This window comes from Arthrobacter sp. EM1 (assembly GCF_029964055.1).
In the GTDB taxonomy this organism is placed as follows: Bacteria; Actinomycetota; Actinomycetes; order Actinomycetales; family Micrococcaceae; genus Arthrobacter.
In genome coordinates this window covers 2,543,343-2,569,895 of the sequence record NZ_CP124836.1, presented here as the reverse complement: position 1 = coordinate 2,569,895, position 26,553 = coordinate 2,543,343, and the positions used below count along the sequence as shown (strand labels likewise).

24 protein-coding genes are annotated in these 26,553 nt (G+C 64.0%); 16 read left to right on the top strand and 8 right to left on the bottom strand.

Translation table 11 applies throughout. The features are described from left to right. The first annotated feature begins 59 nt into the window (after positions 1-59). Together QI450_RS11825 and QI450_RS11820 are read left to right on the top strand one after the other, a co-directional pair. On the top strand, positions 60-1,601 hold the full coding sequence (locus tag QI450_RS11825; RefSeq protein WP_226776081.1) for an ABC transporter permease: 1,542 nt from the start codon (positions 60-62) through the stop codon (positions 1,599-1,601). After that, positions 1,598-2,686, top strand: a complete 1,089-nt coding sequence (locus QI450_RS11820; RefSeq protein WP_226776082.1) for an ABC transporter permease — start codon at positions 1,598-1,600, stop codon at positions 2,684-2,686. The genes QI450_RS11825 and QI450_RS11820 overlap by 4 nt, the downstream gene beginning before the upstream one ends. 39 nt (positions 2,687-2,725) lie before the next feature. On the opposite strand, the gene QI450_RS11815 is transcribed toward QI450_RS11820, so the two are convergent. Further along, positions 2,726-3,355: a PH domain-containing protein gene (locus QI450_RS11815; protein ID WP_226776083.1), complete on the bottom strand. Its 630-nt coding sequence runs from the start codon at positions 3,353-3,355 to the stop codon at positions 2,726-2,728. Positions 3,356-3,434: 79 nt separating this feature from the next. Between QI450_RS11815 and QI450_RS11810 the strand changes: the two genes are divergently transcribed. From QI450_RS11810 to QI450_RS11790, 5 genes are all read left to right on the top strand, one after another. Beyond that, positions 3,435-5,264 carry an ABC transporter ATP-binding protein gene (locus QI450_RS11810; protein ID WP_226776084.1) on the top strand — a complete coding sequence of 610 codons (1,830 nt, stop codon included), beginning with the start codon at positions 3,435-3,437 and terminating at the stop codon, positions 5,262-5,264. A gap of 249 nt (positions 5,265-5,513) precedes the next feature. After that, positions 5,514-7,151, top strand: a complete 1,638-nt coding sequence (locus QI450_RS11805; protein WP_226776085.1) for an ABC transporter substrate-binding protein — start codon at positions 5,514-5,516, stop codon at positions 7,149-7,151. A 219-nt stretch (positions 7,152-7,370) separates the two neighbouring features. After that, positions 7,371-8,300: an ABC transporter permease gene (locus QI450_RS11800; RefSeq protein WP_226776086.1), complete on the top strand. Its 930-nt coding sequence runs from the start codon at positions 7,371-7,373 to the stop codon at positions 8,298-8,300. Further along, positions 8,290-9,279: an ABC transporter permease gene (locus QI450_RS11795; protein WP_226776087.1), complete on the top strand. Its 990-nt coding sequence runs from the start codon at positions 8,290-8,292 to the stop codon at positions 9,277-9,279. Before QI450_RS11800 ends, QI450_RS11795 begins: the two co-directional genes overlap by 11 nt. 11 nt (positions 9,280-9,290) lie before the next feature. Further along, positions 9,291-11,003 (top strand): ABC transporter ATP-binding protein, encoded by a 1,713-nt coding sequence (locus tag QI450_RS11790; RefSeq protein ID WP_226776088.1) that lies wholly within the window; start codon positions 9,291-9,293, stop codon positions 11,001-11,003. Between the two features lie 81 nt (positions 11,004-11,084). Here the strand turns inward: QI450_RS11790 and QI450_RS11785 are convergent, their stop codons facing one another. After that, entirely contained in the window at positions 11,085-11,975 is an 891-nt protein-coding gene (locus QI450_RS11785) for an SGNH/GDSL hydrolase family protein (RefSeq protein WP_226776089.1), read from the bottom strand. Between the two features lie 269 nt (positions 11,976-12,244). On the opposite strand from QI450_RS11785, the gene typA reads away from it, so the two are divergent. The 3 genes from typA (at position 12,245) to QI450_RS11770 (ending at position 15,694) form a co-directional block, all read left to right on the top strand. After that, a complete protein-coding gene (gene typA / locus QI450_RS11780; RefSeq protein ID WP_226776090.1) occupies positions 12,245-14,173 on the top strand; it encodes a translational GTPase TypA in 1,929 nt (642 codons plus the stop codon). A gap of 34 nt (positions 14,174-14,207) precedes the next feature. After that, on the top strand, positions 14,208-14,585 hold the full coding sequence (locus QI450_RS11775) for a hypothetical protein (protein WP_226776091.1): 378 nt from the start codon (positions 14,208-14,210) through the stop codon (positions 14,583-14,585). A gap of 299 nt (positions 14,586-14,884) precedes the next feature. Further along, positions 14,885-15,694, top strand: coding sequence for a type IV toxin-antitoxin system AbiEi family antitoxin domain-containing protein (locus QI450_RS11770; protein WP_226776092.1), 810 nt, complete (start codon positions 14,885-14,887; stop codon positions 15,692-15,694). 150 nt (positions 15,695-15,844) lie between these two features. Here QI450_RS11770 and QI450_RS11765 read toward each other — a convergent pair whose 3' ends face one another. Then, positions 15,845-16,096, bottom strand: a complete 252-nt coding sequence (locus QI450_RS11765) for a hypothetical protein (protein ID WP_226776093.1) — start codon at positions 16,094-16,096, stop codon at positions 15,845-15,847. Between the two features lie 167 nt (positions 16,097-16,263). Between QI450_RS11765 and fdxA the strand changes: the two genes are divergently transcribed. From fdxA to QI450_RS11740, 5 genes are all read left to right on the top strand, one after another. After that, positions 16,264-16,590: a ferredoxin gene (gene fdxA / locus QI450_RS11760; RefSeq protein WP_226776094.1), complete on the top strand. Its 327-nt coding sequence runs from the start codon at positions 16,264-16,266 to the stop codon at positions 16,588-16,590. 11 nt (positions 16,591-16,601) lie between these two features. Then, entirely contained in the window at positions 16,602-17,750 is a 1,149-nt protein-coding gene (gene dapC, locus QI450_RS11755; protein WP_226776095.1) for a succinyldiaminopimelate transaminase, read from the top strand. 228 nt (positions 17,751-17,978) lie between these two features. Beyond that, the gene (locus QI450_RS11750) at positions 17,979-19,262 is read left to right on the top strand and encodes a citrate synthase (protein ID WP_226776096.1); all 1,284 of its coding nucleotides are present in this window, start codon (positions 17,979-17,981) and stop codon (positions 19,260-19,262) included. A gap of 175 nt (positions 19,263-19,437) precedes the next feature. After that, a complete protein-coding gene (locus QI450_RS11745) occupies positions 19,438-20,076 on the top strand; it encodes a TetR family transcriptional regulator C-terminal domain-containing protein (protein ID WP_226776097.1) in 639 nt (212 codons plus the stop codon). A gap of 57 nt (positions 20,077-20,133) precedes the next feature. Further along, positions 20,134-20,745, top strand: a complete 612-nt coding sequence (locus QI450_RS11740) for a hypothetical protein (RefSeq protein ID WP_226776098.1) — start codon at positions 20,134-20,136, stop codon at positions 20,743-20,745. Positions 20,746-20,787: 42 nt separating this feature from the next. On the opposite strand, the gene QI450_RS11735 is transcribed toward QI450_RS11740, so the two are convergent. Further along, entirely contained in the window at positions 20,788-21,639 is an 852-nt protein-coding gene (locus QI450_RS11735) for a hypothetical protein (RefSeq protein WP_226776099.1), read from the bottom strand. A gap of 69 nt (positions 21,640-21,708) precedes the next feature. Then, positions 21,709-22,719 carry a 2,3,4,5-tetrahydropyridine-2,6-dicarboxylate N-succinyltransferase gene (dapD, locus tag QI450_RS11730; RefSeq protein WP_226776100.1) on the bottom strand — a complete coding sequence of 337 codons (1,011 nt, stop codon included), beginning with the start codon at positions 22,717-22,719 and terminating at the stop codon, positions 21,709-21,711. A gap of 136 nt (positions 22,720-22,855) precedes the next feature. Between dapD and dapE the strand changes: the two genes are divergently transcribed. After that, on the top strand, positions 22,856-24,010 hold the full coding sequence (gene dapE, locus QI450_RS11725; protein ID WP_226776101.1) for a succinyl-diaminopimelate desuccinylase: 1,155 nt from the start codon (positions 22,856-22,858) through the stop codon (positions 24,008-24,010). Between the two features lie 81 nt (positions 24,011-24,091). On the opposite strand, the gene QI450_RS11720 is transcribed toward dapE, so the two are convergent. The 3 genes from QI450_RS11720 to QI450_RS11710 all read right to left on the bottom strand — a co-directional run bounded on the left by QI450_RS11720 (position 24,092) and on the right by QI450_RS11710 (position 26,529). Continuing rightward, complete coding sequence (locus QI450_RS11720) at positions 24,092-24,904, bottom strand: amino acid ABC transporter permease (protein ID WP_226776102.1); 813 nt, start codon at positions 24,902-24,904, stop codon at positions 24,092-24,094. Then, positions 24,901-25,551: an amino acid ABC transporter permease gene (locus QI450_RS11715; RefSeq protein WP_226776103.1), complete on the bottom strand. Its 651-nt coding sequence runs from the start codon at positions 25,549-25,551 to the stop codon at positions 24,901-24,903. Before QI450_RS11715 ends, QI450_RS11720 begins: the two co-directional genes overlap by 4 nt. A gap of 90 nt (positions 25,552-25,641) precedes the next feature. After that, positions 25,642-26,529, bottom strand: coding sequence for a glutamate ABC transporter substrate-binding protein (locus tag QI450_RS11710; RefSeq protein ID WP_226776104.1), 888 nt, complete (start codon positions 26,527-26,529; stop codon positions 25,642-25,644). Positions 26,530-26,553: the final 24 nt, after the last annotated feature.

The following is a 26,553-nucleotide window of genomic DNA, read 5'->3' as shown; positions in this document are numbered from 1 at the left end:
GGCGCGATTCTGCGATTGGCCCGGACTGACCCGGACCTGGATCCTGAGGCTTATACATAATGGTGACCTATATCGTCAGACGGCTGGTCACGGCCGCACTGATTCTTCTGGGAGCGTCCTTTCTCGTTTATCTCCTGACAGCGTCCTCAGGTGATCCGCTGGCTGATCTGCGGGCCAGCAACGCCCCCAACAAGCAGCAGTTGATGAACGCCCGCACGGAGTTGCTGGACCTCGACACCCCTGCCCCTGTCAGGTATTTCAAATGGCTGGCCGGTGCCGCCCAGTGCCTCGTTCCTTTTGCCGGTTCCTGCGACTTGGGCAAAAGCGTTTCGGGTCAACCCATTACCGAAGCCCTCGGCATAGCACTCGTCCAGACGCTGACACTTGTCACCGGAGCGACCATCCTGGCCATCCTGATCGGTATCACGCTGGGCATCATTACGGCACTTCGGCAGTACAGTGCGCTCGACTACGGTGTGACCTTTATGGCCTTCCTGTTCTTTTCCCTGCCGATCTTCTGGGTAGCGGTGCTCCTGAAGGAGTACGGCGCGATCGGCTTCAACGACTTCCTGCGAAACCCCGAAATACCGATCCCCACAGCCTTGGGGATCGGCGCCGTCGCCGGCGTGATCGTTGCGGTCGCCGTCGGAGGGGAGCTGCGGCGCAGGCTCGTGACGGGCGGCACCGTTTTTGTGGCTGTTACTCTCGTCCTCATCTATTTTTCCGCCACAGAATGGTTCAAGACGCCGGGGCTGGGGCCTGTTGTGATCGCGGTCGCCGGGGCCGGCATCGCAGTTGCTGTGACGGTGCTGGTTTCGGGCCTGCGGAACCGCCGGGCCCTGCGGGCAGCACTGCTTGTGGTGGCGCTGGGCGTCATCTCCTACTTCGCCGTGCAACCGCTGCTCGACCAGGCAACGGCGCTGATGATCGCCCTGTTGGCTCTCGCCACGGTCCTGGTAGGCGTCGCCGTCGGCTATTTTATGGGCGGATACGACCGTGGACAGTCAATGCGGGCGGCGGGTATCACCGCGTTCCTGGTGGGAGCGCTTGTGGTGTTGGACCGCTTTATGCAGGCGTGGCCCAGTTACTTCAGCAACAGTCGGGTCAGGGGGCGCCCGATCGCCACGATCGGCGCCGGTACCCCAAATATCGAAGGGGACTTCTGGGTGCTCAGCCTTGACACCTTCACCCACCTGATTTTGCCGACCGTGGCGTTGATCCTCGTGTCACTGGCCAGCTACACCCGCTTTACCCGGTCCTCGATGCTCGAAATCATGAACATGGATTACATCCGCACCGCGCGGGCCAAGGGGCTCTCTGAACGGTCCGTGATTATGGGGCACGCGTTCCGCAATGCATTGATTCCGATTGCCACAATTGTCGCTTTCGATATTGGCGCGCTGATCGGCGGCGCCGTCATCACGGAGAGTGTGTTCTCCGTCAGGGGCATGGGATTCCTTTTTCTGGACGGAATTACCCACATCGACCCGAACCCGGTGATGGGCGTTTTTGTCTGCGTCGCTGTGACCGCCATGGTCTTCAACCTAATTGCGGACCTGGCGTATTCCGCACTCGATCCGCGCGTGAGGATAAAAGCATGAGCCAGCCAACGCAAGAGGAACAGATCCTGGCACAGCAGGCTCTTCGCGACCAGGAAACAGCGTCGTCCGAGCCTGAACCGTCTGGACTCAGCCAGGGACAGATTGTCCGGAAGAGGTTTTTCGGTCACACCGGCGCGCTCCTCGGGCTGGCCGTATTTGCGCTGATTTTCATCTTGTCCTTCTCCTCCGTCGGTGTCGCGGGAATACCCGGCTGGTGGAAGTACAACCACCTGGATGTCTCCCCGCTGGTGAACGACGGCGCTCCAACCGCTGGTCTGTGGCCTCCTGCCTGGGGGGAACACCCGTTCGGGCAGGATCGAATCGGCCGGGACTTGTTTGCCATGACGATGCGCGGGGCGCAGCAGTCCATCACCATCATGGTCCTGATCGGCTTGATCGCCGGGATTCTAGGCGCCGTGATCGGCGGCCTTTCCGGCTACTTCCGGGGCTGGGTAGAAGCGGTACTAATGCGCATCACGGATGTCATTATCATCATTCCCGTCCTGCTGCTCGCCGCTGTCGTCGCCCAGATTGCCGGGCGCCGGGACGAAGGAAGTTTGTTTTCCGCCTTTGCGAACTCCAACGGGATCCTCGTACTGGGCGTCTTCCTCGGCCTGGTTAGCTGGGTCGGGCTGGCTCGTCTGGTCCGCGGGGAGTTTCTGACCCTCCGTGAGCGCGAGTTCGTCGATGCGGCGCGGATCTCCGGGGCGTCCAACGGCAGGATCATCTTCAAGCACATCCTGCCCAACGCCATCGGGGTGCTGATCGTCAACGTTACCCTGACCATGTCAGCCGCCATCTTGCTGGAAACTGCCCTGAGCTACCTCGGCGTCGGCGTCAAAGCTCCGGACACCTCGCTGGGCCTGCTCATTTCGCAAAATCAGGAGGCTTTTGCCACCCGGCCGTGGCTCTTCTGGTTCCCGGGCCTGTTTATCGTGCTGATCTGCCTCAGCATCAACTTCATCGGCGACGGCTTGCGCGACGCGTTCGATCCGCGCCAGAGGAAGTTCAACGCCAGGAAAGCGGCCGACACCACTGTGGATCCCGTTCCGGTGACGGCATTTGACGAAACCAAGGGCCACTAGACCATGGTCCCGTTCCGGTCCCGGAGGCCGGGCAACCCGCTAGGACCCGGCGACAGCCCAGTAGCTGGCCGTCAGGAGCAGCACGTCGACGCCGACAGCCGGCCAGCGGTATGTCACGTTTGCCGGTGTGGTGGCGGCGTCCCCGGCCGCGAGCCGGCCGGACTCGACCAGCTCATCCCAGCGTGCTCGCACGAGCCGGGCGGCCTGACCGGAATCGGTGCTCCTGAGATCCCCCGGCCGGACGGACCGGCCGGGACCGTACGTTGTTCCCGGGAGCCCGCGCAGATCTTCCGGGCGGGCGTTCCGGCCGCCCCAGATCCCTGGCGCCGGTGCGGCCCAGGAGGTGTAGCTTCTCTTGGCCGTGACGAGGGTCAGTGCGAAACGGGTGTCCACATGCACCAGGGCCGCCCACGGCACCACGATGGTGCGGAACGGGTTTTCCAATCTGATCCCGGCATTGTCGACCATGACGGCGGGCCGCCAGAACAGCTGCCAGCCAAGAAAAGCGACCAGGACCAGCGGGGCGATACCGGCCAGGGCGCCGGGCCCCCCGGAGGCCACGGCAACGACGATGCCGGCGGCGGCCACCATCCAGGCCAGCAGCGCAAACCACTTGTTGGTGCGGGCTTTGAAGATTTCGACTTTACCGGCATAGGGCGCAGAGCTCATGCTCCCCATAATTCAGCACTCCGGGCCCCAGCACTAATTTTTGGTGACCCCGGCGCCCGTGCGGAAGGAAGGCTCCATCATGACTGACTTCATCACCCTCGGCCCGGCCGCTGATCCGGCACCAGGCCAAGGGGTGCCCGTCCTGGAAGTCCGCGGCCTGAGTGTCGACTTTGGCGTGGACAAAAAGTGGGTTCCGGCAGCGATCGGGCTGAACTATGAGGTGCGTGCCGGCGAAGTACTGGCCATCGTGGGGGAATCCGGCTCCGGTAAGAGCGCCAGTTCAATGGCGTTGCTCGGCCTGCTGCCCGATAACAGCCGCGTGACCGGAAGCGTAAAGCTTGCCGGGAAGGAACTCCTCGGGATCAGCGAGTCGAACATCCGGTCGGTTCGGGGCAAGGACGTTGCCGTGATCTTCCAGGAGCCCATGACGGCACTGAATCCGGTCTATACCGTCGGCGCCCAGATCGTTGAGACGGTGAGGCTTCACAGCGAAGTATCACCCGACGAAGCCCGGCTGCGGGCGCTGCGTATGCTTGAACTTGTGGAGCTGCCGGATCCGGAAAAGGCGTTCCGGTCGTACCCCCACCAGCTCTCCGGCGGCCAGCGCCAGCGCGCCATGATCGCCCAGTCGCTCTCCTGCGACCCAAAGCTGCTGATCGCCGATGAGCCCACTACTGCCCTGGACGTGACGGTGCAGGCAGAAATCCTGGACCTGATGCGTAACCTGCGCAACAAGCTGGACAGCGCCATCGTCCTGATCACCCACGATATGGGTGTGGTGGCCGACCTGGCTGACCGGATCGCCGTGATGCGCGGGGGAGTGATCGTGGAAACAGGCACAGCCGCCGAGATCTTCCATAACCCGCAGCACCCGTACACCAAGGCACTGCTGGCCGCCGTCCCGCACCTCGGCCAGGGCGGCGCAGACACCACCGGGGCGGTGGACGTCACCGCAGCGCTCGCCGCCGCCACCCATACTGAGCTCACTTCCGTGCCGGAAGAGCTGCGCCGGCAACGCGAGCACAACAACGCGGCTGCCCTGGCCGCCGCGGAAGCCATCAAACCCCAGGCCGAGCCCGTGCTGGAGCTCACTGGCGTGGCCATCGAATACCCCAAACAGGGCCGGGTGCCGGCATTCCGTGCGGTAGAGGGCGCCAGCCTGGTGATCTATCCGGGCCAGGTCGTCGGGCTGGTGGGGGAGTCCGGCTCCGGGAAAACCACCATCGGCCGCGCCGCCGTCGGGCTGTTGCCGGTGGCTGCCGGCACCATGAAGGTTGTTGGCCAGGACATTTCTGCCGCCAAGCGCAACGGGCGGCAGCTTCACGAGATGCGTCGGCACGTTGGCATGGTGTTCCAGGATCCGTCGTCGTCGCTGAACCCGAGGCTTCCGATCGGCGAGAGTATTGGCGAGCCGATGTTCCTTGCCGGGGTGGCGAAGGGCGCCAGTCTGCAGCAGCGGATCGAGGCGCTGCTTGACCAGGTGGAACTCCCGAGGAACTACCGCAACCGCTACCCGCACGAGCTCTCCGGCGGCCAGAAGCAGCGCGTTGGCATCGCGCGGGCGCTCTCGCTCAAGCCGAAACTGATGGTCGCCGACGAACCGACGTCTGCACTTGACGTCTCCGTCCAGGCCAAGGTGCTCGAGCTCTTCCAGGCCCTGCAGCAGGAGCTTGGCTTTGCCTGTCTTTTTGTCACCCACGACCTCGCCGTCGTCGACGTGCTCGCGGACCGGATCTGCGTGATGCAGCGCGGCCGTATTGTCGAACAGGGCACCCGGGACCAGATCCTGCGGAACCCGCAGGAATCCTACACCCAGCGGCTCCTGGCCGCAGTTCCGCTGCCGGATCCGGAAAAACAGCGGGAACGCCGCGAGCTGCGGGCCCAGTTGCTGGCAGCCGAACAGAGTTAATCGACGATAACTAAGATCGCCCGGCGCCGAATAGTACCAGCCAGTAGCGTGTGACTTGAAATACCTGGCGCGTGACGGTAGAAGTCACGCTTTTGTTGTGTCACGGTTTGGCAACAGAGTTCCATCATCTGGACAGTGTGGGGTTAGGCTAGTGCCATATGTAGCCCACGTCACAGGATATTTCTGTGCCTGGGCCGCGGGGAAACACAAGTTTTCCCTCAAGAACTCCCACAACTCATAGGAGGCGGAATGCGTTTTTCGCGCACTTCCAAAGCACTGGGCATGGTGGCCATCGCCGCCCTCGCCCTGACCGGATGCGGCGGCAGCACTACCGCTGGCGGCGGCACCACTGGCGGCGATACCAGCAAGGTCATCATGGCCGATGGCTCGGAGCCCCAGCGCCCGCTGATGCCGGCCGACACGAACGAAGTCGGCGGCGGAAAGGTCATCGACATGATCTTCGCCGGGCTGGTCAGCTACGACCCCAGCGGCAAGCCGGTCAACGAACTCGCCGAGTCCATTGAAGGCAAGGACGGCCAGAACTTCACGATCAAGATCAAAAAGGACCAGAAGTTCACCAACGGCGAGGCCATCACGGCCAAGTCCTTTGTTGACTCCTGGAACTTCGGTGCAGCCGCCAAGAACGCCCAGCTCAGCGGAGGCTTCTTCGAAAGCATCAAGGGCTACGACGAGGCCAGCGCTGAAGGCTCGACGGTTGAGACCATGTCCGGGCTGAAGGTCGTTGACGACCAGACGTTCACCGTGGAACTGAAGCAGCCCGAGTCGGACTGGCCGCTGCGTCTTGGCTACACTGCGTTTGTGCCGGTTCCTTCCGGCGCCCTCGCGGACCCTAAGGGCTTCGGCGAGAAGCCGGTCGGCAACGGTCCCTACAAGCTGGCCGACGGCGGCTGGCAGCACAACGTGCAGATCCAGCTTGTGCCGAACCCGGACTACAACGGTCCGCGGAAAGCCAAGAACGCCGGCGTGACGTTCAAGATCTACCAGAACGACGATGCTGCCTACCAGGACCTGCTGGGGAACAACCTGGACATCCTCCAGACCATCCCCACCAGCGCCCTGCTGAACTTCAAGTCGGACCTCGGCGACCGCACCATCAACAAGCCGTACGCCGGTAACCAGACCATCGCCATCCCGGAGTACCTGCCGGAGTGGAGCGGCGAGGCAGGCAAGCTGCGCCGCCAGGCCATTTCCATGGCCATCAACCGCGAAGAGATCACCAAGGTGATCTTCAACGAAGCCCGCCAGCCGGCCAAGGACTTCACGGCTCCGGTGCTGGACGGCTACAGCGACTCCATCCCGGGTTCCGACGTCTTGAAGTTTGACGCCAACAAGGCCAAGGAAACCTGGGCCAAGGCCGACGCCATCCAGAAGTGGGATGCCAACCAGACCTTCACGATTGCCTACAACGCCGATAAGGGCGGACACAAGGCATGGGTTGAGGCTCTCGTCAACCAGGTCAAGAACACCCTGGGCATCAAGATCGAAGGCAAGCCCTACGCCACCTTCAAGGAAGTCCGCAATGACGCCACCGCAGCCACACTGACCGGTGCGATCCGCGCCGGCTGGCAGGCCGACTACCCGTCGCTGTACAACTTCCTCGGCCCGATCTACAAGACCGGCGCAGGCTCCAACGATGCCCGCTACAACAACACGAAGTTTGACCAGGCCATCTCCGACGGCCTCAAGTCAGCCACGGTTGCCGACGGCAACAAGGCCATGAACAAGGCGCAGGAGATCCTGCTTCAGGACCTCCCGGCGATCCCGCTCTGGTACCAGGTCGCCCAGGGCGGCTGGAGCGACAAGGTCACCAACGTTGACTACGGCTGGGACGGCGTCCCGCTGTACTACGCGATTACCGGCAAGTAAATCTGATCGACGGCGGGGGATGCCTGGAAAGGCACCTCCGCCGTCGTTCTGCTTCCACAACTTTCTCTCCTGACGGCGCGGCTCCCGGGCGCAGCCATTCGTGGCCCCGGCAACGGACGACACTGCCGCCCTCATGTATTCATAGTGAAAAGGTTCTTCGATGAACAACTCCACAGCATTCCTGAACGGGATGCCCGCTGACGGGGGTGTACTCCGCTAATGGCGACGTATGTTCTCAAGCGATTTCTGCAGCTGATCCCGGTTTTCCTCGGAGCGACCCTCCTGGTCTACTTCCTGGTCTTCAGCCTTCCCGGCGACCCGATCGTCGCCCTCTTCGGTGACAAGCCGGTCAACGAGTCCGTGGCAGCCCAGCTGCGGGCCCAGTACAACCTGGACCAGCCCTTCTGGATCCAGTATTTCCTGTACCTCAAGAGCATCCTCACGTTCGACCTCGGCATGGACTTCTCCGGCCGGCCGATCGCCACCGTGCTCGGCGAGGTCTTCCCCGTTACAGCCCGGCTTGCCGTGATGGCCCTCATTTTCGAAGCTGTCTTCGGCATCGCCTTCGGCCTGCTGGCCGGCCTGCGCAAAGGCAAGCTTTTTGACGCAACGGTGCTCGTCGCTTCCCTGATCGTGATCGGCATTCCGATCTTCGTCCTGGGCTTCCTGATGCAGTTCTTCATCGGTGTCCAGCTGGGCTGGGCCAAACCCACTGTCAGCTCCGCCGCCACCGTCCAGGACCTGATCCTGCCGGCCATCGTGCTGGGCTTGGGTTCCTTTGCCTACGTCCTCCGGCTGACCCGGACCAGCGTGATCGAGAACATGAGCGCGGACTACGTCCGGACAGCCACCGCCAAGGGCCTGTCCCGCGGACGGGTCGTTCGTGTGCACATCCTGCGCAACTCGCTGATCCCGGTGATCACCTTCCTGGGTGCTGATCTTGGCGCGCTGATGGGCGGCGCGATCGTGACTGAGGGAATCTTCAACGTTCCCGGCGTCGGAAACCGGCTCTACCGGGCCGTCACAACCGGTGAGGGTCCGACGGTGGTCTCGATCGTCACCGTCCTGGTCCTGATCTACGTTGTGTCCAACCTGCTCGTTGACCTGCTCTACGCCTGGCTTGACCCGAGGATCCGCTATGACTCCTGAGAACACCGTTCCCGCTGCCCGGAAGCCGCAGCCCGGCCGCGAGGCTGAACACTTCGTCGCAGACCTCGACGAGACCCCGCTCCAGGTCACCGACAAGGTCAAGGACGAGAATGCGCCGCTGAGCCTCTGGGGGGAGGCCTGGAAAAACCTCCGCCGCCAGCCGCTGTTCCTGATTTCCGCGTTCCTGATAGTTGTTGTTGTCCTGGTCAGCGTCTTCCCGGGGCTGTTTTCCCCGATCAATCCGCAGTCGGAGGCCTGCCAGTTGGCGAACTCCAACGGTGGTACCTCTGCAGGCCACCCGCTCGGGTTCACCCGGCAGGGCTGCGACGTGTATGCCCGCGTGATCTACGGGACCCAGTCCTCGGTGATCGTGGGGCTGTTCACCACCATCGGCGTGCTTGTCATTGGCGGCGTTATGGGCGCGTTGGCCGGCTATTACGGCGGCTGGGTGGACGCCATTCTGGCGCGCATCAATGACATCTTCTTTGCCCTTCCGCTGATCCTCGGCGCCATCGTACTGACCCAGTTGCCCGTTTTCCGGGCCAACCGGAACGTCTGGTCCCTGGTGGTAATCCTGGTGATCTTCGGCTGGCCGCAGATCGCCCGAATCACCCGCGGTGCCGTGATCGAGGTCCGGAACGCGGACTTCGTGACGGCTGCGCGGTCGCTGGGCGTTTCCCGGTTCCGCTCGCTCCTGCGCCACGTGATGCCCAACGCGCTCGCCCCCATCATCGTGGTGGCCACGATCTCGCTTGGCACCTTCATCGTGGCCGAATCCACGCTGTCCTTCCTTGGCATCGGGCTGCCGCCGAGCGTTATGTCCTGGGGTAACGACATCCAGTCGGCGCAGTCATCGCTGCGCTCCAACCCCATGCCGTTGCTCTACCCGGCCATCGCCCTGTCCATAACCGTCCTGAGCTTCATCATGCTGGGCGATGCCCTCCGTGATGCCTTGGATCCGAAAGCGCGCAAGCGATGAAAGGGGACGCCATGAACGCCTCTGTCGAAATTCACGAAGCGGAGACCGTTGTGCGGCCGCTGCTGGAAATCCGCGACCTGGCCATCACCTTCGCGACCAGCAACGGTGACGTCAATGCGGTCCGGAACGCGCACCTCACCGTGATGCCCGGCGAGACTGTCGCCATCGTCGGTGAGTCAGGCTCCGGCAAGTCGACGACTGCGCTGGCCGCCATCGGGCTCCTGCCCTCCAACGGCCGGGTCTCGGCCGGGCAGATCCTTTTCGACGGCGAGGATATTTCCAACGCCAGCGAGAAGCGGATGATCAAACTGCGTGGCAGCAGCATCGGCATGGTCCCGCAGGACCCGATGTCCAACCTGAACCCGGTCTGGAAGATCGGTTTCCAGGTTCGGGAGACACTCAAGGCCAACGGCCTGCCCAGCCGTACGGACGACGTCGCCAAGGTCCTCTCGCAGGCCGGGCTGCCCGACGCCGCCCGCAGGGCCAAGCAATACCCGCACGAGTTCTCCGGCGGCATGCGCCAACGCGCGCTGATCGCGATCGGCCTGTCCTGCCAGCCGCGGCTGCTGATCGCCGATGAGCCAACGTCGGCCCTGGACGTGACCGTGCAGCGCCAGATCCTGGACCACCTGGACAAGATGACCACCGAACTCGGAACGGCCGTTCTGCTCATCACCCACGACCTGGGCCTCGCCGCCGAACGCGCCGACAAGGTCGTGGTGATGTACCGCGGCCAGGTCGTGGAATCCGGGCCGTCACTGGAGCTGCTGCAGAACCCGCAGCACCCCTACACCCAGCGGCTGGTGGCTTCGGCTCCTTCACTCGCATCCCGGCGCATCCAGGTCGCGAAGGAACTGGGTGTCGAAAGCGCTGACGTCCTGTCGCCCGCAACGGACGTTGTGGTGGAGCCGGCCATGACGGAGGAAGTCCTCCGGATTGAAAACCTGACAAAGGTCTTCAAACTGCGTTCCGGCTTCGGGAAGTCGACGGACTTCGCCGCCGTCGACGATGTCTCCTTCAGCGTCAGGCGCGGAACCACAACGGCAATTGTGGGGGAGTCGGGTTCCGGCAAGTCCACGGTGGCGCAGATGGTGCTGAACCTGCTGCAGCCCACGGCGGGGAAGATTATCTTCGACGGCGTGGACACCTCCACGCTGAACAGCAAGGAAATCTTCGCCTTCCGCCGTCGGGTGCAGCCGATCTTCCAAGACCCGTACGGTTCCCTGGACCCGATGTACAACATCTTCCGGACCATTGAGGAGCCGCTGCGGACCCACAAGATCGGGGACAAGGCCAGCCGCGAGAAGAAGGTCCGGGAGTTGCTGGATCAGGTGGCACTGCCGCAGTCCACCATGCAGCGGTATCCGAACGAGCTCTCCGGCGGGCAGCGTCAACGCGTGGCGATCGCGCGTGCCCTGGCGCTGGACCCCGAGGTCATCATCTGCGACGAGGCCGTCTCGGCCCTCGACGTCCTGGTGCAGGCCCAGGTGCTGAACCTGCTCGCGGAACTGCAGTCACGGTTGGGTCTGACCTACCTGTTCATCACCCACGACCTCGCGGTGGTGCGGCAGATCGCGGACCACGTCTGCGTCATGGAGAAGGGCAGGCTGGTCGAGACCGGCTCCACGGATGAGGTCTTCGACGCGCCGCAGCAGGACTACACAAAGGCGCTGCTCAACGCCATCCCGGGTGCGCGGCTGATGCTGCCTCCGGAAGTGGCATGAGCTGATTGACCGAAGCACACGGCAGGAGCCGGTGTCCGCCTGCGGGCGGTCACCGGCTCCTGCCGTTTAACGCCTGCGTTCTTAGCGGCCGGCGGCGGATTCGGTCGAACCGGATTCCGCCTGCACTGAACCCGCTGACACGGAACCCGCCTGCCCGGAGCCCGCCTGCCCGTTGCCCGCGGACCTGAACCCCAGGTCGTCCAGCCGGCCGGCCAGCAGAAGACCCAGTGCCGTGTGCCCTGCGGGGTTCATGTGGACTCCGTCGGCCATGGAATTGGTGAGGTTGTAACGCGTCAACCAGTCGCCGACGCCCACAAAGGGGATTGAATTCCTGGCCGCCACAGTGCCCAGCAGCGTGTTGACTTCGCTGCGGCGTCCTCCGCCGTTGGCTGCCCCACGGGCGAGGGTCCCCACCATGGCCAGCCGTGCTTCGGGGTAGCGTTGCCGGATGCTGGCGATCAGCCGCTCGGCGTTGGCGGAAATCTGCGCATCGCTTGCCCCGCGGGAGGCATCATTGCCGCCGCCTTCAATCACAACAAGGGGCGGTGAGCCGTAGGGCAGCAGCCAGTCGCCGTGCTGCAGGGCGTCGATGTAGTTACCGGTCGCTCCGTTGGATGCGACAAAGCCGGTGCCGCCGCGGCCGCAGAAATGGACCTCGTATCCCAGGCTGGCCAGTGCTCTCCGGGGCCAGGACGATGTGGGTTCGGACTGTGAATCACCAATCAGCACCGCGGTCCGGGAGATGTCCGCCACGACCATCTCATTGCGGCCGTTGGCCGGATTTCGGTAGACGGTTCCGGGCCGCAGGCTGCCCGGAACTGCCGATTGGGCGTTCCGGACGGAAAGGCCAGTGACGGCTGCCGCGCCGGGGCTGGCGGTAGTGGCGGGGGAAATCTGCCCGCAGCCACCCACCAAGACGCCTGCGGCGATTATCGGGGCAACCAAGCGGGACAGGGCCGGGGCGATGCGCATTTGATGTCTCCGAGCTGGCTGCTGCTGTCAGAGCAAGCATGGGGCATCAGGGACGGAAAAGCCAGTGACTTTACTCACAGTCAACGCTCGATTTCCCGTGGTGCCTGACCCGGCCTTCCAGCCGGAATGACGGTTTTTAGGCCAATAAATGCCCAAGCGTTTAGAATGGAAGAAGGTGCCCTGTGCCAAAGGGGCGCATCCGTCGTGCGTTCCGGTTGGAAATGTCGCGATACAACAGCTGACTTCACCACTGAATCGAGCAATTACGCATGTCTGAAACCACCACCAACACCGCGGTAGCCACTGCATCGCGCAGTGACCTGCGCAACGTCGCGATCGTGGCCCACGTTGACCACGGCAAGACCACTCTGGTCGACGCCATGCTCAAGCAGACCAACTCCTTTGCCGCACACAACCACCTCGAAGACCGTGTGATGGACTCCGGTGACCTCGAGCGCGAAAAGGGCATCACCATCCTGGCCAAGAACACCACGGTGGCCTACAACGGACCGTCCTCCAACGGCGAGACCATCACCATCAACGTCATCGACACCCCCGGCCACGCCGACTTCGGTGGCGAGGTTGAGCGCGGCTTGTCGATGGTTGACGGCGTCGTCCTCCTCGTTGACGCTTCTGAAGGCCCGCTGCCGCAGACCCGCTTCGTCCTGCGCAAGGCGCTCGCGGCCCACCTGCCCGTGATCCTCCTGGTCAACAAGACCGACCGTCCTGACGCACGGATCGAAGAAGTTGTCCACGAATCCATGGACCTCCTCCTGGGCCTGGCCTCAGACCTCGCCGACGAAGTTCCGGACCTGGACCTGGACAAGATCCTCAACGTCCCCGTTGTCTACGCCGCTGCCAAGGTTGGCCGCGCCTCCCTCGAACAGCCCGCAGACGGTTCGGCTCCCGAGAACGAAGACCTCGAGCCGCTGTTCAAGGCCATCATTGAGCACATTCCGGCGCCGACGTACAACCCGAACGGTGTCCTCCAGGCGCACGTCACCAACCTGGATGCCTCCCCGTTCCTGGGCCGCCTGGCACTGCTGCGTATCTACAACGGCACCCTGCGCAAGGGCCAGACCGTTGCGTGGGCCCGCGCGAACGGTGAAATGAAGAACGTCAAGATCACCGAGCTGCTGGCCACCAAGGCCCTGGACCGTGTCCCGACCGAGTCCGCCGGCCCCGGCGAGATCGTCGCCGTCGCCGGCATCGAGGAGATCACCATCGGTGAGACCCTGACCGACGTGGACAACCCGCAGCCGCTGCCGCTGATCACTGTTGACGATCCGGCCATCTCCATGACCATCGGTATCAACACCTCGCCGCTGGCCGGCCGGGTCAAGGGCGCCAAGGTCACGGCCCGCCAGGTCAAGGACCGTCTGGACAAGGAACTGATCGGTAACGTCTCCATCAAGGTGCTCCCGACCGAGCGCCCGGACGCCTGGGAAGTCCAGGGCCGTGGTGAGCTCGCCTTGGCCATCCTGGTTGAGCAGATGCGCCGCGAAGGCTTCGAACTGACCGTCGGCAAGCCGCAGGTGGTCACGAAGACCGTCGACGGCAAGGTGCACGAGCCGATGGAGCACATGACCATCGACGTGCCGGAAGAGTACCTCGGCGCCGTCACCCAGCTCATGGCCGCCCGTAAGGGCCGCATGACGAACATGGCGAACCACGGCACCGGCTGGTGCCGGATGGAATTCATCGTTCCGGCCCGTGGCCTGATCGGCTTCCGTACCAAGTTCCTCACTGACACCCGAGGCGCCGGCATCGCGGCGTCCATCTCCGAGGGCTACGAGCCTTGGGCCGGTCCGATCGAGTACCGCACCAACGGTTCGATGATCGCTGACCGCGCAGGTGTTGTTACACCGTTCGCCATGATCAACCTGCAGGAACGCGGATCATTCTTCGTCCGCCCCACCTCCGAGGTTTACGAAGGCCAGATCGTCGGCGAGAACTCCCGGGCCGACGACATGGACGTCAACATCACCAAGGAAAAGAAGCTCACCAACATGCGTGCGGCTTCCTCCGACACCTTCGAGAACCTGACGCCGCCGCGCGACCTGACCCTCGAAGAGTCCCTCGAATTCGCCCGCGAAGACGAGTGTGTCGAGGTGACGCCGGAATCCATCCGTATCCGGAAACTCATCCTGGACGTCAACCAGCGCGCCAAGTCCAACCGGGCACGCGCGAAGGTCTAGTCACAGCGCCCGTCGCTGTCACGAAGGATGGTTTGTGAATAATGGAGCTGCCGGCATGGCAGGCGGTATTGCCGCCGCCGTGCCGGCAGCTCTTTTTGTTGCCCTCGCGGGCACCGCGCTGCATGGGCAGGACATCCTGGTGGGCGGCGTCGAGGTGCCGTGGGGCGCGGTTGCGGCGCTGGTCCTGCTTGGCGCCGTCGAGCTGTGGCTCAGCGCCAGGTTTCGTTCCGCCCTTCCGACGGCGGTCTGCGGAGTCATCTGCTACGCGCTGACGGGCTGGTGGTCCACCCTGGAGAACGGCAGGCGGCTGATCATTGGCGACCTGGCCGGCAGCCTCTGGATCTACGGCATCGCGGTGGTCACCGTCGGCATGCTGGTGTGGGGTCTGCGCTACCGGCGCATCCAGGGGTAGGCCCGCTGCTCGGCACCCTCTCGCCCGTCGGACATGCCCATTCTTCGGTGCCCTTCTGCGGCGGACATGCCCATTCTTCGGTGCCACGCGTGCGCATGAGGGCACTATATCCATCCGTCGTCCGCGGCGGCGGACATGCTCATCCTTCGGTACCCCTTGGGCACCCCTTCGGCTGCGGACATGCTCATTCTTGACCGCAGAACAAGTTCGGCAATTGCCCGGAACGCTTGACCCGTTCTTTTGCACATGGCGTTGAACGGCACTGTTCCGACCGTTCGCTCGGGTGCCACGCTTTTTTTATGGTCACTGCCATAGATGTTCTGGCAAAATACGACGGCGTCGCCCGCGCCAAACACCTCGCTGCCGCCGGTGTCTCGAGCTTTCAGCTCGAGTCTGCGCTCGGCTCGGGTGCCGTATCCCGGGTGGCCCGCGGCGTTTACGCGCTTACCACCGCCGATGCCCGGCTTATCGCCATTCGGTCGCTGCCGGCCGAGCCTGCGTGTGCAACGGCCGCGCAGTTCCATGGTCTGTGGGTTCTTAAGACGCCAGTGCTTCCTCATGTCGCGGTTCCCCATAGCCGCAGCTACTCCGGTTTCGTATGCCACCGGTCCGCTGCGCCGCCCACTTTGGTGGACACTGTCGTTCAAAGCCTGCGATGCCTGCCGGACCTTGACGGCCTGGTGATTGCGGAGTCGGCCGTCGCCCTCAAAGGCGTACCGCTGTCCGGGCTGCGGCTCAGGCTGAGTGGCCGAAACGATGAGAGGGAGCGCCGAATCGTGTCCGCCATCGTCCCGCAGTCGCAGTCCATCATCGAATGCATGGCCCGGTACTGGCTGCGGAGCGCCGGATTCCATGTCGAGTCCCAGGTCAATATCCCCGGAATGGGTCATATCGATCTTATGGTGGACGGCAAGCTTGGCATTGAGACGGACGGCGCTGGCTTCCACATGGACCGGACAAGCTTCGAGGAGGACCGGCGTCGGTGGAACGTGATGACCCGGCGGGGCATACCGATCCTTGTCGTCAGCTATTCGTTACTCCTGAACCGGCCCGAGGAATTCATCGGCATGGTTCGGGACGCGTTGAACAGGTCGTCCGTCGCCGCCTAGCAATGGACATGCCCTGCCTGGGGAATTGTGCGGGCCAAGTGCGGTCGGGTTAGCGGAGGACATGTGCACTTTTCGCGGGCCGAACCGGTGGGCATGTCCACTGGAGGCGGCGCGTCGTGGGCATAGTGGTGATATGTCCAGTGGCCACGGTCACGGGAGGGCATGTCCGGTTGGGGTCCGGCGCGGCGGTGCAGGGGGGACCTCTTTGGCGGCCACCACCAACCGAAAGGGGATCACGTCGTCGGAACGGCGGGTCCGGACGGTGCACGCGTCGTCGTCGCGCGCAATGAGCTCGCCCAGGGCATCTGTGAATCCGCCCTCAATCCGGTATCGGACCACCACCCGGGTGCCGGGCTCGGCGGTGGCCAGGAACTCTTGGGGCGAAGGCATCGGTGAACTCACTTGTTCATCCTAGGGTGGCTTGATTCAATCGGACGGGCCCGTGTGACGCCCGGCTAGGTTCGCGGGAACCGGCTGGGAGATAATAGGCTCAGAAGTCAGCAGCCCGGCGCTCAGGCCGGGAGCAGTAATCCGGCAGCCGCCGGAACCAACGTGGAGAGGCCAGGGACGTGACCTACGTAATCGCGCAGCCGTGTGTAGATGTCAAGGACAAGGCATGTATTGAAGAATGCCCAGTCGATTGCATCTATGAAGGTGAACGCTCCCTGTACATCCACCCCGATGAGTGCGTGGACTGTGGTGCCTGCGAGCCGGTCTGCCCCGTCGAAGCCATCTATTATGAGGACGACACTCCCGAGGAGTGGGCGGACTACTACAAGGCCAACGTCGAATTCTTTGATGAGCTGGGGTCCCCGGGCGGGGCCGCAAAGGTCGGAAATACCCACACGGACCACCCGATGATCGCTGTCCTGCCTCCGCAGAACCAAGAGAACTAAGGCGGTTCCCGGTGGCACCTGCGCTGCGAAACTTCGGTCTCAGCCTGCCCGACTATCCGTGGGAGGCCATGGCACCGTATCTGGCCAGGGCCGCAGAACACCCCGGGGGAGTCGCCAACCTGTCCATCGGAACCCCGGTGGACACCACTCCCGAGGTGGTGCAGGAAGCACTGCGTGCAGCCTCAAACGCTCCCGGCTACCCGACAGTCCACGGCACCGCAGAGCTCCGGGAAGCCATCGCGGCATGGTTCGAACGCCGACGCGGCGTCCCCGGCCTGGATCCACAGGACATTATGCCCACGGTGGGCTCCAAGGAACTCGTGGCCTGGCTCCCGCTCCTGCTCGGCCTGAAGCCGGGCGACGTCGTTGTCCGACCCACAGTCGCCTACCCCACCTACGATATCGGTGCCACATTTACCGGGGCAGAGCACGTCCCGGCCGACGACCTCGATCAACTCGATGCCGGAACCCGGGCACGGGTGCGCTTGGTCTGGGTCAACTCGCCGGCGAACCCCACCGGCAGCGTCCGCGATGCCGAATCACTGCGCCGCATCGTACGCCAGGCCCGCGAACTCGGCGCCGTCGTCGCCTCGGACGAGTGCTACGCCGAACTCGGCTGGGGCGAATGGGACGTTCAGCGCGGGGGCTCCCCGGTCCCCAGTATCCTGGATCCCCAGGTTGCGGAGGGCTCCCATGAGGGACTCCTGGCTGTGTACTCGCTGAGCAAACAGTCCAACCTGGCCGGATACCGCGCGGCTTTTGTGGCTGGCGACCCCGCCATCGTGGCGAACTTGGTCAACAGCCGCAAGCACGCCGGGATGATCGTTCCGTACCCGGTCCAAGAAGCCATGCGCGTCGCCCTCGGCGACGACGTCCATGTGCAGGCGCAAAAGGACCTTTATCGCGGCCGCCGTGAACGCATTGTGCCAGCACTGGAACGGTTTGGGCTGGCGATTCACGAGTCCCGGGCAGGTCTCTACCTCTGGGCGACCGCCGGAGAGGCCACCTGGGAGACCGTCGGCCGTCTCGCTGACCGCGGAATCGTAGTGGGACCGGGCGTGTTTTACGGTGACGCGGGCAACGGATTTATCCGGGTTGCGCTGACGGCAAGTGACGAACGGATCGACGCGGCGGCCGCCCGTTTGGCCGTGGGGCCGTAGGAATGCTGTGACACGTGCCACATCCGGTGCGTTTAGGTCGGTCCCTGGTGGCCTTGGATTAGTGCCACCCGGGATCTGCCGGTAGTTTTTAACTGACTATCAATGGTGGCTTTCCACAAGAAGGCAGCGCAGCCGTTGGAATCCGTGGCTAAAACAGGTTCCGTGGGCAGCTTCACCAGAAGTTGGACCAGCTTTCTACAGAGGCCCCGAGGCCTCAGAGGAGACTCCATGACTGAGACCACCAGCGCAACCCTGCGGCACGCCGGCGGAGAGCTTGAACTCCCGCGCATCCAGGTTGTAGAAGGAAACGAAGGCTACGACGTTTCCAAGCTGCTGAAGCAGACCGGTGCCGTTGCATTTGACCCCGGCTTTATGAACACTGCGGCAACCACCTCCGCCATCACCTACATCGATGGTGATGCCGGAATCCTGCGCTACCGCGGCTACCCGATCGAACAGCTCGCCAAGCACTCCAGCTTCCTGGAAGTTTCCTTCCTGCTGATCTACGGCAACCTGCCGACCCCCACTGAGCTGGAAGCCTTTGACCAGCGGATCCGCCACCACACCCTGCTCCACGAGGAGCTCAAGGGCTTCTTCAGCGGCTTCCCGCGTGATGCCCACCCGATGCCGGTACTGTCCTCCGCGGTGTCCGCACTTTCCACGTTCTACCAGGACTCGCTGGATCCTTTTAATGCCGAGCAGGTGGAGGTCTCCACCTACCGGCTGCTGGCCAAGATGCCGGTTATTGCCGCGTACGCCCTGAAGAAGAGCATCGGCCAGCCAATGCTCTACCCGGACAACTCGCACAACCTTGTGGAGAACTTCCTGCGATTGAGCTTCGGCTTGCCCGCCGAGCAGTACGAGGTGGACCCGGTCGTCGCCAAGGCACTGGACCTGCTCCTGATCCTGCATGCGGACCACGAGCAGAACTGCTCGACGTCAACGGTCCGGCTCGTTGGTTCCTCCAACGCCAACCTCTTCGCCTCCGTCTCCGCAGGCATCAACGCCCTCTTCGGCCCTGCCCACGGCGGCGCCAACGAGGCCGTACTGAAGATGCTCCGCCAGATCCAGGCCGACGGCACCAAGCCCGAGGACTACATGGAGAAGGTCAAGAACAAGGAGGACGGCGTCCGGCTGATGGGCTTCGGACACCGTGTGTACAAGAACTACGACCCCCGGGCCAAGATCGTGAAGGCGACGGCGCACGAGATCCTCACGAAGCTCGGCGGCAACGACGAACTCCTCGAGATCGCCCTGCGCCTGGAAGAGAAGGCGTTGAATGACGACTACTTCATCCAGCGCAAGCTCTACCCGAATGTGGACTTCTACACCGGCCTGATCTACAAGGCCATGGGTTTCCCCGAGAAGATGTTCACCGTGCTCTTCGCGATCGGCCGTCTGCCGGGCTGGATCGCCCAGTGGCGTGAAATGATCAGTGACCCCAACACCAAGATCGGCCGTCCGCGGCAGCTCTACATCGGCGAGCCGGAGCGCAACTACCCCTCCGTGTAATGCACTCAAGAAGTACGACGCCGGCCGCTCACCCCACGAGGTGAGCGGCCGGCGTCGTATATATCTCTCCTCGGGATGGTGCCCATGGGTCCGGTGGTGACCATTTGCCGAGGTGGGACGCCGGTTGCCGGTGCGCCCCGGCGTCGTGCGGGCACATTCGTGCTAAAAAGGAATAATGCCCAAATTTGTCGACGCCGCAATCCGGCGCCAGGAAGTTGTCGAAGCGGTCTTCCGGATTGTCGCAGCCGATGGACTTGAACGGGCGTCGCTGCGCGAAGTCGCAGACGAGGCCGAACTGGCTGTCGGATCCGTCCGCCATTACTTCGCCAGCAGCGACGAACTTTTGGCCCATTCGTTCGGAGTGGTTGTGGACCGGGTCGTCGGCAGGCTGGAGTCCGCCGACGAGCGCCTCGCCGGGACCCGGCCCGGGACCCCGGAACACCATCGGGGCGTGTTAACCCTGCTGGGCGAGTTCCTTCCGCTCGACGAGGAACGCGCTGTCGACGCCTGCGTCTGGATGGCTTTTAAGAACGCAGCGCGGACCAAGCCTTTCCTCGCCGCGGAGGCAGACCGGAGCCACCGGGCCGTCGCCGCGATCGTCGGACGGCTCGTGATGGATCTTTCGTCCGCGGCCGGAACCGACGCCAGCCAGGACGAGCAGCGTTTGGTCACCGAAGCTGAGCGGCTGCTGGCCACCCTCGACGGCCTCACCATGCACGCGTTATTGCAGCCCGAATGGATGACCGCGCAGGTATGCAGCGACGTGCTGGAGGCCCATCTCACCGGACTGGGCAGCCACCCCGGTAGCCATTAACCTGGGCTGACGCGAGGAATACACTGGAGTCGTACGTCGTGCCAAGGAGGCAATTGGATGCACCACACAGGCGGGCCGGGTTGGCGGATCACCATGGATACTTCGGGTCCCATGCTCATTGCACTGTACCTTCGCGACGCGGCCGGGCTGGACGGCGCCGGGCATCCAGCCCTATGCCACGCGGCGCCGAAAATCCGGCCCGCTGACCACACACACCTCATCGCGGAGGTGGGCGGGGTTAGCGCGCTGAGGACGGAATGGGAGGCGTGGTGGGAACAACTCCTGAAAGCGCATCCCGAGATGTCGCCGGAACTGGGTCCGCCCGGCTTCCGTGACTTCGGCAATTCCCCTGCCCTCCGGCGGGTACTCCAGGCGCATTTTGGAGCTGCGCTGTCCTGGGCCCGGGAACGCCGCGGCGAGTACCTGACGTTGGAAGCTGAACGTGAAGTCGCTGGGTCGGTGCAGCTGCTGCAGGACATGGTGGATGACAGGCTGCTCGAGGTGGGCCGGGCCGCCAGGGATTTCACCCTGACCATCATTGAACTTCCACTTGCAGAACCCCGGGCCTGGTATCTGGAGCCGGACAAGATCGTGATGAGCTCTGAGCTGCTCTCCCAGCCGGAGCTGTTCCGCAGCTTTGTGCAGCCCGTGGTGGATTTGCTGGTCTGAGTTCCGCCGGTCCGTGCACTGCATGCGGACCGAACTCACCGCTTAGCGCGCCGGCTCTTCGGCGACGGTGATCCTGAGAAGCCCGGCCGGCATTTCCGCCGGCTGCCAGCCGTTGCGCTTCTGCCTGCTCCATTGGCGCCCGTCGACCTGGACTTCCGTGACGGAGAGGACCTTGGCGTTGGCAACCGCCCACTGGGCGACGGCCCACGCCTGGGCACCTTCGGTTTCCAGTACAAGGCTCCGGGCCTCCGTGGTGGCAGGAATTGCGCCAAAGTCGGCGGTCAGCCTGTCCTGCACGGCGGCCGGGTCGCCCGCCGCATCGGGGTCCCGCAGGGTGCAGTCGAGGCCCGCGGGGGTCTGTCCGGTCAGTGCGGAGGCGAAAGCACGGGCCATCGGCTCATGCGCCGCGTAAGCGTTCGGGTAGGCCGATCGCTGGACGCGCTGCGCGGCGTCGGTGATGGCCATGTTCTGGAAGCCCGGGATCTTCACCAGGGCATCGTAGAAGGCGTTGCTCGCATGGTGGGGATCCATCACCTGATCCGTTGTGCCCCAGCCCTGCGAGGGGCGCTGCTGGAAGAGGCCACGCGAGTCCGGGCCGGCTTCGTCGCCGTGGCCGATGTTCCGGAGCTTGGACTCCTGCATTGCCGTGGCCAAGGCAATACTGGCCGCCCGGGCCGGGAGGCCCCGCCGGACGGCGACGGCCGCGATCAAGCCGGCATTGGCGGCCTGATCCGCGGCAAGATCATCGCTGCTGCCACCCACAGCTGTACAACGTTCGGTGATAAGGACTTCCGAGCGCTGCAGGAAGGTCACGGCCGTGTAGATCCCGCCGGCGACCAGCGCGAGGGTCAGCAGCAGCACAAGCCGACGGCGCAAGCTGCCTCTGCGTGCCACGAACTACTCCCTCAGGCCCTGCCGGGGCCGCGGTATTCTGCCGACGGTTTTATCTTTGCGCACCCCGGCCTAGTTTGCGTGAAGTGCCTCGTTGAGTTCAACGGTTTGGCCCTTACGGGGGAGGACCTCAACCTCGCCGGTGGAGGAGTTGCGGCGGAACAGTAGATTGGGCACACCCGAGAGCTCAACGGCCTTGACGATCCGGCTGGTGTCTTCGCCGTCGGCGTCATTGGCGCCGACCACGCGGACGCGGGTGCCGGCCGTCACGTACAGGCCGGCCTCTACGACGGAGTCATCGCCGATGCTGATGCCCACCCCGGAATTGGCGCCCAGCAGTACGCGTTCGCCCAGCGAAATCTTTTCCTTGCCGCCGCCGGACAGGGTCCCCATGATCGAGGCGCCGCCGCCGACGTCGGACCCGTCACCGGCGACCACACCGGCCGAAATACGGCCTTCGACCATCGAGCTGCCGAGCGTACCGGCGTTGAAGTTCACAAATCCTTCGTGCATCACTGTGGTGCCTTCAGCCAGGTACGCACCGAGGCGGACGCGGTCGGCGTCGGCAATCCGCACGCCGGAGGGGACAACATAGTCGACCATGCGGGGGAACTTGTCCACGCCGTAGACGGTGACGGCGCCGCGCCTGCGCAGCCGGGCGCGGGTCAGTTCGAAGCCCTCAACGGCGGCCGGCCCGAAGCTGGTCCACACAACGTTGGGGAGCTTGCCGAAGATCCCGTCCAGGTTGATGCTGTTCGGCCTGACCAGGCGGTGGGAGAGCAGATGCAGGCGCAAGTAGGCGTCTGCGGTATCGGCGGGCGCTTCGTCAAGGTGGATCTGGACGAACACGACCTTCTGCTCGGTGCCGCGGTCAGCGTCAGCGCCGGTCGAGGCGATCTCGAGGAGCGCCTGGTCCGCGTTGGCTACATCCCGGAGGCTCTCGGCCGCAGTCCCCAGGGCCGGGGCCGGGAACCAGACATCCAGCACGGTGGCTGCACCGTTGCCGGTCGCGATCGTGGCAACGCCGTACCCGTAGGCGGAGCGGGCGTCGGCGGGCACGGCGGAAGAAGCGGTTTCAGTCATGTTCCCAGTGTATCGACGGCGGCTGCGGTGGCCGAAACCGGCACCTTCCACATGACCGGGTGGTTGACGCTGACGGGGTTACCCGGAATGCCGCATACGCGGGACGGCCAGGGAGGCCAGCGGATAAAGTGGGAGGGTGACTGCCCCGGACCCGAACCTGCACCCAAACGCCCGCACCCACGCTGCCGCCCGCCTGGACCTGCACCAGGACGTTGCCCTGCTGACAGCGCAGCTGATCGACATTTACAGTGTTTCCGGCGCTGAGGGGGAACTGGCCGACGCGGTGGAGCATGCCCTGCGTGCCATCAACGGGCTGGACGTGGTCCGCGACGGTGACGCAATCATTGCCCGGACCAATCTGGGCCGGGCCGAACGGGTTATCCTGGCCGGGCACCTGGACACGGTGCCGCTGCCCGCGACGGACGGCTCCCTTGGTACCGTACCGTCCTACTGGCCCTCGGGCGCGCCCGGAAAGGGGATTCTCTACGGGCGCGGTGCCACCGATATGAAGGGCGGCGTCGCGGTTCAGCTGGCCCTCGCGGCAGGGCTGTTCGACGCAGGCGCGGAGCCGGACAAGGACGTGACGTTCGTCTTCTACGACCACGAAGAGGTTAAGGCCGTCAAGAGCGGACTGGGCCGCTTGGTCCGTAACCACGGCGGCCTGCTGGACGGGGACTTCGCGATCCTGCTGGAACCCACGGACGGGACGGTCGAGGGCGGGTGCAACGGCACGATCCGCTTCGAGGTGACCACCGTTGGCGAAGCGGCGCATTCGGCCCGCGCTTGGATGGGCAGCAATGCAATCCACGCAGCCGCGCCAATCCTTGCCCGGCTCGCCGAGTACCAACCCCGCACCATCAACGTGGACGGGCTGGACTACCGCGAGAGCCTCAACGCGGTGAAAATCAACGGCGGAACCGCCGGAAACGTCATCCCGGACCGCTGCGTTGTCGAAATCAACTATCGCTTCGCCCCGGACAAATCCCCGGACGACGCCGAACAGCACGTCAGGAAGCTGCTGGCGGGATTCGACGTCGTTCGCACCGACGCTGCAGCGGGCGCCCGGCCCGGGCTGAACCACGCGGCCGCCGCGTCCTTCGTGGCTGCCGTGGGTGGGGAGCCGAAACCAAAATACGGCTGGACCGACGTCGCCCGCTTTAGTGAGTTGGGCATCCCCGCGGTGAACTTCGGCCCGGGGGACGCTTTGCTGGCGCACAAGGACAACGAGCATGTCGAGGCCGATGCGATCCGCGAATGCCTGCGTGCGCTGCGGAGCTGGCTCGCCGGCTAGCACCGCCAAACAGCAAAAAAGGTCCGGAACCCTGGTTCCGGACCTTTTTCGTGCTGCGAGCGAACTATTTGGTGTCGACGGCTACCTGGCCTTGGCCATACCGCCGGCTGCTTTTTTCGAGCCACGGCGTTCGATCCAGATGGCCAACCGGGATACTGCCAGGTTGATCAGGATGTAAATCGCCGCGGCCACAAAGAAGATGGGGAAGAGGAACTGCGGGCCGAGGAAGTCCGCCATGACCTGCACGGCGCGCAGGAGCTCACCGTACGCCACGATGTACCCCAACGAGGTGTCCTTAAGAAGAACAACAAGCTGGGCTACAAGCGAGGGCAGCATCCGGCGGATCGCCTGCGGCAATTCAATGAACATACGGGATTGGAAGCTGGTCAGGCCGATGGCCAGGCCTGCTTCACGCTGGCCCTTAGGCAGCGACTGGACGCCGGCGCGGATGATCTCCGCGAAGATCGCAGCGTTGTAGAGCACGAGCCCTGCAACGACGGCGACGTAGGAACTGGTCCCGAACACCAGCAGTACAAAGAACATCATCAGCACCACTGGCATGCCGCGCAGGAATTCCAGGACAACCCGGATCGGAATCCGGATCGCCGGTACCAAGGAAATCCGCAGCAGGCTAATGACCAGGCCCAGCGGGAAGGCAATGACGGCAGCGACGGCCGCTGCGGTCAGGGTGGCGCCAAGCCCGTCGCCAATGAGTTTCCAGACGTCGGGATTGCCGAAGATTTCCCAGCGGCGCGCCTCGAAGATCCCCTGCGAGGCAAGGGTGGCGATAGCCAAGGCCAGCAGCCCGGCGATCAGGAGCGCACCGATGACAGAAGCGATCAAAGAGATGCGGCGGGCCTTGGGCCCGGGGACGTCGTAGAGAACGGAAGTCATCGGGCGATCGCCACCTTTCGTTCAACGCGGGCGGCAAAGATGCCGAGCGGGATAGTGATCAGGAGGTAGAAGAAAGCGACTCCGGCAAGGACCCAAAGAACCTTGTCACCATTGGCGTTCGCCAGTTGCTTGCCCTCGCCGAAGAGTTCAAGGACAAAAAAGGCGCCGGCAACCGAGGAGTTCTTCACGAGGGCGATCAGGATATTGATCATCGGTGGAATCACGGTGCGCAGGGCCTGCGGCAGGACAATGTGGGAGAGCACCTGGCCGAAACCCATACCGATACTGCGTGCAGCTTCAGCTTGGCCTACTGGAACGCTGTTTACACCGGACCGGACGGCCTCGGCGATAAAAGCGGAGGTGTAAGCGCTCAGGGCGATGATCGCGGCAACTTCGAACTGCTGGAACGTCACACCCAACCGCGGCAGCACAATGGCGGCGAAAAAGAAGGCAATCGTCAGGGGGGTATTGCGGACAATTTCGACATAGAACATGCTGAACCCCCGCAACGCCGCCACCGGGGAGACGCGGGCTGCTGCCAGCAGGGTACCGACGATCAAGGAGATAATGCCGGAAACGACGGCAAGAAAAAGGGTTCTGAGAAATCCGTCCCAATACGCCGGGAGGTTTTCAATGATGACGTCCATAGGGTCCTTCAGCTGCGTTGAGGGGGCCAGGCGGAAGACGGAAATGGCGGCGGCCCGCGCCGGTCAAGGCACTTGCCGCCGCCACACCGGCTAGTAGCGGTTGATGGCGGGGAGTTCCGGGACGGTCTTGATGACCTTGCCCGCGGTACCTTCCCAAGCCTTCTTGTAGGTGTCGTCCTTGGCAAACGCTTCGAGCTGGTCGTTGATCCAGCCGCGGAAGGCGGTGTCGCCCTTTTTCAGGCCGATGCCGTAAGGCTCCTTGGTGAACGTCTGGTCAGAAGCCAGCTTGAAGGCCTCCGGCTCCTTGTCGACAAATCCGGCGAGGATCACGTTGTCGGTGGTGATGGCTTCAACCTGCTTGTTGCGCAGCGGCTCAAGGCAGGCGGAGTAGGTTGCTGCCGGGACAAGCTCAGCTCCGTACTTCTCCACGATGGTGCCGGCCGGTGTTGAGCCGGTCACGGAGCAAACCTTCTTGCCCTTGACGTCCTCGGGCTTGGTGATGGAGGTGTTGTCCTTGTTCACCATCAGCGCCTGGCCGGCTTCGTAGTACGGTCCGGCGAAGTCGACCTCGTTTTTACGCTTGTCGCTGATCGTGTAGGTAGCGACGATGATGTCGACCTTGCCCTGCTTGATGAATTCCTCGCGGTTGGCGGACACCGTTTCCACCCACTCGATCTTGTCGGCGGGGATGCCCAGCTTGCCGGCGATGGCCTTGCCGATTTCGACGTCGAAGCCCACCGGCTTGCCGTCCAGGCCCTTCTGGCCGAAGAGCGGCTGGTCAAACTTGGTGCCAATGGTGATCTTGCCTGCCGAGGAGAGCTTCGCCATGGTGGTGTCGGCTGCAAAGCTCGGCTTCTCGGCGACCGGCGGGGCGCTGGTGGTGGTGCTGCTGCTGCCGCCGCAAGCGCTCAGGCCGAGGGCTAGTGCAGCGGATGCTGCGATCAACAGGGATTTCCTACGGGTCAAAAATGCCTTCATGGCATTCCTTTCATTGGAGGGCCA